Origin of the sequence: Stenotrophomonas sp. Bg11-02, from assembly GCF_002836635.1 — a bacterium.
GTDB lineage: Bacteria > Pseudomonadota > Gammaproteobacteria > Xanthomonadales > Xanthomonadaceae > Stenotrophomonas > Stenotrophomonas lacuserhaii.
In genome coordinates, this window is record NZ_PJAY01000003.1 from 21,504 (window position 1) to 28,016 (window position 6,513).

Here is a 6,513-nt window from a genome sequence, read left to right on the forward strand (position 1 = left end):
CGATATGACCGACGGATATAAGTACATGTATGACAGCATTTAACGATGCCAGTTGTCGCGTCATCCGCTTGCGCCCGGCGGTTGCCGGGACCTGCCCCGCCGGACCGCAGGACCCTACCGTGTACATCCGCACCATCATTGCCGACGACCATCCGATCATCCTCCACGGCGCACGCGTGGTGCTGGAGAACGCACGCATCGACGTGGTCGGCGAGGCCTCCGGCGGCACTCACCTGCTTGCCCTGCTGGAGCGCCAGCCGTGCGACGTGGTGCTGACCGACCTGACCATGCCCGGCAAGGGCCCCGATGGGCCCGAGCTGCTCGACTGCATCCGCGTTGCGCACCCGTGGCTGCCGCTGGTGGTGCTGACCGGTACCGCCAGCCCCACGGTGCTGATCACGCTGCTGCGCTGCGGGGTGCATGGCGCGCTGGACAAAGCCGCGGATTTCGACGAACTGGCCCAGGCGGTGCGCAGTGCCGCTGCCGGGCAGACCTACGTCTCACAGCACCTGCGCTCCCACCTGCAGGCCCGTGACCTGGCCCACCGGGCAACGCCGGCCTCGCTGTCACAGGGCGAACGCGATGTGCTGGAAGGCCTCAGCCGCGGCATGAACCTCAGCATGATCGCCCAGCAACGAGGGCGCAGTCCGAAGACCGTCAGCCGGCAGAAGTCCGATGCGATGCGCAAACTGGGGCTGACTGGAAACCACGAGCTCCACGCGTTCCTGCGCACTTACCCGATCAAGGGCTCACGCCCTTCCTGACCCACCAGGCGGCGGCTGCCCCATGGCCGTGCGCAGCGTGGGTGGCCACACTGTCGGCATGACGATCCACGACTGGCCCGCACAGGAACGACCCCGCGAACGCCTGCTCTCGCAGGGCCCCGGCGTGCTCTCGGATGCGGAGCTGCTGGCCATCTTCCTCGGCTCGGGCACACGCGGGCGCGATGCCGTGCAGACCGCCCGCGATCTGCTGGCCCAGCATGGACCGCTGCGCAGGCTGCTCGACCTCCCCGCTCCTGCGCTGGCGCGCCTGCCCGGGCTGGGTCCGGCGCGCAGCTGCGCGCTGGCCGCCGCGCTGGAACTGGCGCAGCGCCATCTTGCCGCGCAACTGGTTCGCGGCGAATGCGTGGGCCAGTCCAGTCCCCTGCGGTGGCCGCGCGCTTCCTGCAGCACCGGCTGCGCGGACGTTCCAACGAGGTATTCGTCGCCCTCTTCCTGGACAACCAGCATCGCCTGCTGGCTTACGAGGAGCTGTTCCAGGGCACGGTGAATGCCGCGTCCATCTACCCGCGCGAAGTGGTCCGCCGGGCGCTGGCGCTGAACGCGGCCGCCGTCATCGTCAGCCACAACCACCCCTCCGGGGATGCTGAGCCATCGGCCGCCGACCACCAGGTCACCGCGGAGCTGCAATCCCTGCTGGCCCACCTGGACGTGCGCCTGCTGGACCATCTGGTGATAGGGGAAGGCGCGCCCGTGTCGTTTGCTGAACGAGGATGGCTGGGCCCGGCCAGCGCCCCGCCATCGCGAAGCTGAACTGCCTCAGGAACCGCAGGCACGCCTCCATCGGGGCCGCAGCCGGCACGGGGCTGAACCCCCACGGTTTATCCCCGTCTGCCGGGGCGGGGCAGATCGGCTAAAATGGGGGATTCCGCCGCACTTCACAGCAGGCCACGTGAAAAATCTCCTCCGCGCCCTGATCAGCCAAGGCATCGAAGCCCTGCGCGCCAATGGCACCCTGCCCGCCGACTCGATTCCACCCGAGTTCGTGGTTGAACGCCCGAAGACCCGCGAGCATGGCGACTTCGCCACCAATGCCGCCATGCTGCTGGCCAAGGCCGCGCGCAGCAACCCGCGCGCGATCGCCCAGGCCCTGCTGGATGCGCTGCCGCAGAGCGCGGATGTCAGCAAGGTAGAGATCGCAGGTCCCGGCTTCATCAATTTCCACCTGGCCGGCAGCGCGTTCCAGCGCGAAGCCGCCAGCGTGATCAAGGAAGGCGATGACTACGGCCGCAACCTGTCCGGCAATGGTCGGACGGTGGGCGTGGAATACGTGTCGGCCAATCCGACCGGACCCCTGCACGTGGGCCACGGCCGCGCCGCCGCGATCGGTGACTGCATCGCGCGCGTGCTCGATGCCAATGGCTGGAATGCCAAGCGCGAGTTCTATTACAACGACGCGGGCGTGCAGATCGAAAACCTGGCGCTGTCCACCCATGCGCGGGCCAAGGGCATCAAGCCCGATGACGCCGGCTGGCCGGAAGGCGGCTACCGCGGCGACTACATCCAGGACGTGGCCGACGCTTACCTGCGCGGTGCCAGCGTGGACCTGGAAGGCACCACCGTGGTCGGCGCCAAGGACCCGGATGACATGGCCGCGATCCGTCGTTTCGCCGTGGCCTACCTGCGCAACGAGCAGAACCTGGACCTGGCCGCGTTCGGCGTGGACTTCGACATCTACTTCCTGGAAAGCTCGCTGTACAACGACGGCAAGGTCGCCGAAGCGGTACAGCGCCTGCAGGATTCCGGGCACACCTATGAAGAGGGTGGCGCGCTTTGGCTGCGCTCCACCGATTTCGGTGATGACAAGGACCGCGTGATGCGCAAGTCCGACGGCACCTTCACCTATTTCGTGCCCGACGTGGCCTACCACCTGACCAAGTGGCAGCGTGGCTACGAGCGCGCGATCACCGAACTGGGTGCCGACCACCATGGCTCGCTGTCGCGCGTGCGCGCCGGCCTGCAGGCGATGGGCGTGGGCATTCCGCAGGGCTGGCCGGAATATGTGCTGCACCAGATGGTGACGGTGATGCGCGGCGGCGAGGAAGTGAAGCTGTCCAAGCGCGCGGGCAGCTACTTCACCCTGCGCGACCTGATCGATGAAGCCGGTCGTGATGCCACGCGCTGGTTCCTTATCGCGCGCAAGCCGGACTCGCAGCTGACCTTCGACATCGACCTGGCGCGCCAGCAGAGCAACGACAATCCGGTGTTCTACGTGCAGTACGCGCATGCCCGCGTCTGCAGCCTGCATCGCCAGGCGCAGGAGAAGGGACTGGTGTATTCGCAGGAACAGGGACTGGCCGCGCTGCGCACGCTGCAGGACGAGGCATCACTGAACCTGATGAATGAAATCTCGCGTTACCCCGAAGTGGTGGAAGCAGCCGGCATCGCGCTTGAACCGCACCTGGTGGCGCAGTACCTGCGTGAATTGGCGCACGCCTTCCACACGTGGTATCACGGGACGCCGGTGCTGGTGGAAGATGCCGCCGACCGCGATGCCAAACTCACCCTGGCCAGCGCGGCGCGCCAGGTGTTGCGCAATGGCCTGGAACTCCTGGGCGTAGGCGCCCCGGAAAAAATGTAAGCATTGGAGAAGCAGTAGACATGGCAGCACGACGCGGCAAGAGTCAGGCACGGCGCAACAGCAGCCAGGGAACGCCGGGGTGGGTGTGGCTGGTCGCCGGTGTGGCGATTGCCGCCGTGGTGTTCCTGGCCGCGCCGAACCTGTTCAAGGGGGATGCCGATGGCTTCCTGCGCGCAGGTCCGCGTCCGGATCCGAACGCCCAGCCGGCACCGGTGGTCGAAGCCGAGGGTGACGTCGGCACGCAGGTGGAAACGCCTGCAGCGGCCAAGCCGGATACCCCGGCCAAGCCAGCGGCGACCCAGTACGACTTCTACACGCTGCTGCCAGGCAAGGAAGTGGAGATGTCCGATGCAGAGCTGGCTGCGAGCACGCGCGCTGAGGAACAGCGCCTTGCCCGCAGCGAGGCGCAGCGCGCGCAGGCGGCGCTGGAAGGCAAGCCGGTCCCGGCCGCCGCGCCTGCGCCGGCTTCCACCGCAGCCACCACCACCGGTGCCACGGCGACGGTGGCAAGCACGGCGCCGGTACGCCAGGCCGCCCTGCCGACACCGTTGAGCGAGCGTCCCGCCGCGCCGGCCACCGCCACCGCACCGCCGGCCGCCACCGCCAGCGCGCCTGCAGCGACCGCAGCGACCACGCCTGCAGCCGCGCCTGCCGAAAGCAACGTGCGTTACATCCTGCAGGCCGGCGCATTCGGTGCGTCCGGCGATGCCGAAGCGACCAAGGCGAAGCTGGCGATGATCGGGCTTGCTGCGCGGGTTGAATCGGCGCAGATCAGCGGCAAGACGGTGTATCGCGTGCGCATGGGGCCGTATGGCACCGCAGGCGAGCTGTCCGAAGCCAAGCAGAAGCTGGATGGAACCGGCCTGCAGGCGATGGCGATCAAGGCGCAGTAACATCCGCCACGGTCCGCAGGTCAGCTCCACGCTCTTTTTCTTTCTACCGTGGTGGACGCCAAGCGATCCGTGGCAGGGCCGGGCGGTAAGGTCGGGCGGGGGCGTGGAGCGCCATGGATGGCGCGAGCCGAGGCCCACAGGAGCTGTTTTTGCCGTCCCCCGCCCAGCCTTGCCCGGCCCGCGCACGAGAACAAGCTCTTCGCGACCAGCCACGAGGGGCTCGGCCGTTCGCCCCGCGGATGCTTCGCCGGGCGGCCTCAGCCTTCGCGTGCCACCTGGAAGCCGGCATACGACTGGCTGACCGGCATCAGTTCCAGGCGATTGATGTTCAGGTGCGGCGGCAGGCTGGCCACCCAGTAGATCTGCTCGGCGATATCTTCGGCAGTCATCGGGTTGGCGCCGGTGTACAGCTTGTTCGACGCGGCCTGGTCGCCGTGGGTACGCACCACGGTGAACTCGGTTTCAGCCATGCCCGGTTCGATGGTGGTCACCCGCACACCGGTACCGTGCAGGTCCGAACGCAGCCCCAGCGAGAACTGGCTGACGAAGGCCTTGGTGCCGCCGTAGGCATTGCCACCCGGATACGGGTAGACGCCGGCCACCGAAGAGATGTTGATGATCGCCCCCTTGCGCTCCACCAACTGCGGCAGCAGGCGGTGGGTGAGCGTGACCAGCGCGGTGACGTTGGTGTCGATCATCGTGCGCCAATCCTCCAGCTTGGCGTGCTGTGCCGGCAGCGTGCCCTGCGCAAGGCCTGCATTGTTGACCAGCAGGTCGATCTGCCCGAACGCCGGCGGCAACGCCAGCAGTGCCGCTTCCATGGCGACTGCGTCGCGGACATCGAACACCGCCGCGTGCACCTGGTCGGCACCGTAGGCGTCCACCAGGGGCTGCAGGCGCTCACCGCGACGGCCGGTGGCGATCACCTTCCAGCCCGCCTTGGCGAAGCGGTGGACGGCGGCAGCGCCGAAGCCGGAGGTGGCGCCGGTGATCAGGACGGTACGGGTCATCAGGCAACTCCAGAAAGATCCAGACCGATATTCTGGCACTGTCAGCGTCCACCTGCCTTGCCGGATCGGTCGCCCGCGATCAGCGCACGCGGAATACGCGCGCCTTCGGCAGGTCCGGATCCACCTGCAGGAACCAGCGGCCGGCGATGCCGGGCACCACCTCGATGGGCGGATCCTGCAGCGGTCGGCGCAGGGTCATTTCGCCCTTCAGCACCTGCCATTGCTGGCCGTTGTCGAGGGTGAACAGCATGCCCGGCTGCCAGCCGCTGATGGTGCCGGTGGCATGCGCCTTGATCGGGCCGTCGTCGAGGCCGATGAACATCGGGGCCGCAGCGGTCGGCGTGGCGCGGTCGGCAGGCGGCGGCGCATCGGCTGCCGTCGGCGCCTGCGGCTGGGTCTCGCGCAGCAGGCGGTTCAGTTGCTGCAGCTGGTCCGGGGTCAGGCCGACGTCGGCCAGCCGCGCCGCGTCGATGCGCTGCTCCAGCGGCACATAGCGGTCCTGCGCCGCCGCCGGGCAGGCGGCCGGCAAGACGGCCAGCAGCAAGGGAATCCAGGGACGCATGGCGGGCAATCCTGCTTCAGGGGTCGAGGGGCGCACTGTGCTGCAGTTCGATGACCGCAGGATGACAGCGGCGCGGGCGGTACAATGCAGGTCCCGGCGCTCCCTGCCGGCGGTGTGGAAGACAATGATCAACAACGATGTGCTGCGCAGCCTGCGCTTTGCCCTGGACCTGAGCGACAACCACATGGTGGTGCTGTGCGAGCTGGCCGACCCTGCCTTCCCGGTCACCGCCGAGCAGGTCAATGCCTGGCTGAAGCCGGACAACGAAGCGGGTGCCGAGCCCTGCAGCGACGAGGCGCTGGCCCATGTGCTGGATGGCCTGATCGTGCACCTGCGCGGCCGCGACGAGAGCCAGCCACAGCGCGCGATCGAGACGCGCATCGACAACAACCTGATCCTGAAGAAGCTGCGCGTGGCCTTCCAGCTGCGTGACGTGGACCTGCAGGAGATCTTCCAGGCGGCGGGCTTTGCAGTCTCCAAACCGGAGTTGAGCGCGGTGTTCCGCCAGCGCGACCACAAGCACTTCCGCAAGGCGGGCGACCAGTTGATGCGCTACTTCCTGAAGGGCCTGGTGCTGCGCGTGCGTGGTTCCTCTTCGAACGGCTGAGTCGCTCAGAGCGACAGCTGCATACGGTGCAGGGGTCGGGCTGTCCCTTATACACCTCTGACGCTGCCGACGACCTTA

6 protein-coding genes and 1 pseudogene are annotated in these 6,513 nt (G+C 67.9%); 5 read left to right on the top strand and 2 right to left on the bottom strand.

Annotated features, from left to right (window positions below):
* The first annotated feature begins 119 nt into the window (after positions 1–119).
* From CXG43_RS00390 to CXG43_RS00405, 4 genes and pseudogenes are all read left to right on the top strand, one after another.
* On the top strand, positions 120–764 hold the full coding sequence (locus CXG43_RS00390) for a response regulator transcription factor (protein WP_042613332.1): 645 nt from the start codon (positions 120–122) through the stop codon (positions 762–764).
* A 58-nt stretch (positions 765–822) separates the two neighbouring features.
* Positions 823–1,535: pseudogene (gene radC / locus CXG43_RS00395) on the top strand (DNA repair protein RadC).
* Positions 1,536–1,674: 139 nt separating this feature from the next.
* A complete protein-coding gene (argS, locus tag CXG43_RS00400; protein ID WP_101098224.1) occupies positions 1,675–3,363 on the top strand; it encodes an arginine--tRNA ligase in 1,689 nt (562 codons plus the stop codon).
* Positions 3,364–3,383: 20 nt separating this feature from the next.
* Complete coding sequence (locus tag CXG43_RS00405; RefSeq protein WP_101098225.1) at positions 3,384–4,256, top strand: SPOR domain-containing protein; 873 nt, start codon at positions 3,384–3,386, stop codon at positions 4,254–4,256.
* 257 nt (positions 4,257–4,513) lie between these two features.
* Here the strand turns inward: CXG43_RS00405 and CXG43_RS00410 are convergent, their stop codons facing one another.
* Together CXG43_RS00410 and CXG43_RS00415 are read right to left on the bottom strand one after the other, a co-directional pair.
* Positions 4,514–5,266, bottom strand: a complete 753-nt coding sequence (locus CXG43_RS00410) for an SDR family NAD(P)-dependent oxidoreductase (protein WP_101098226.1) — start codon at positions 5,264–5,266, stop codon at positions 4,514–4,516.
* Between the two features lie 79 nt (positions 5,267–5,345).
* A complete protein-coding gene (locus CXG43_RS00415; protein ID WP_101098227.1) occupies positions 5,346–5,828 on the bottom strand; it encodes a hypothetical protein in 483 nt (160 codons plus the stop codon).
* Between the two features lie 124 nt (positions 5,829–5,952).
* Here CXG43_RS00415 and CXG43_RS00420 point away from each other — a divergent pair, with 124 nt between their 5' ends.
* Entirely contained in the window at positions 5,953–6,435 is a 483-nt protein-coding gene (locus CXG43_RS00420; protein WP_101098228.1) for a DUF1456 family protein, read from the top strand.
* Positions 6,436–6,513: the final 78 nt, after the last annotated feature.

Coding starts and splice junctions, on each gene's coding strand:
- CXG43_RS00405 (WP_101098225.1), top strand. CDS start 3,384: ATGGCAGCACGACGCGGCAAGAGTCAGGCACGGCGCAACAGCAGCCAG.
- CXG43_RS00410 (WP_101098226.1), bottom strand. CDS start 5,266: ATGACCCGTACCGTCCTGATCACCGGCGCCACCTCCGGCTTCGGCGCT.
- CXG43_RS00415 (WP_101098227.1), bottom strand. CDS start 5,828: ATGCGTCCCTGGATTCCCTTGCTGCTGGCCGTCTTGCCGGCCGCCTGC.
- CXG43_RS00420 (WP_101098228.1), top strand. CDS start 5,953: ATGATCAACAACGATGTGCTGCGCAGCCTGCGCTTTGCCCTGGACCTG.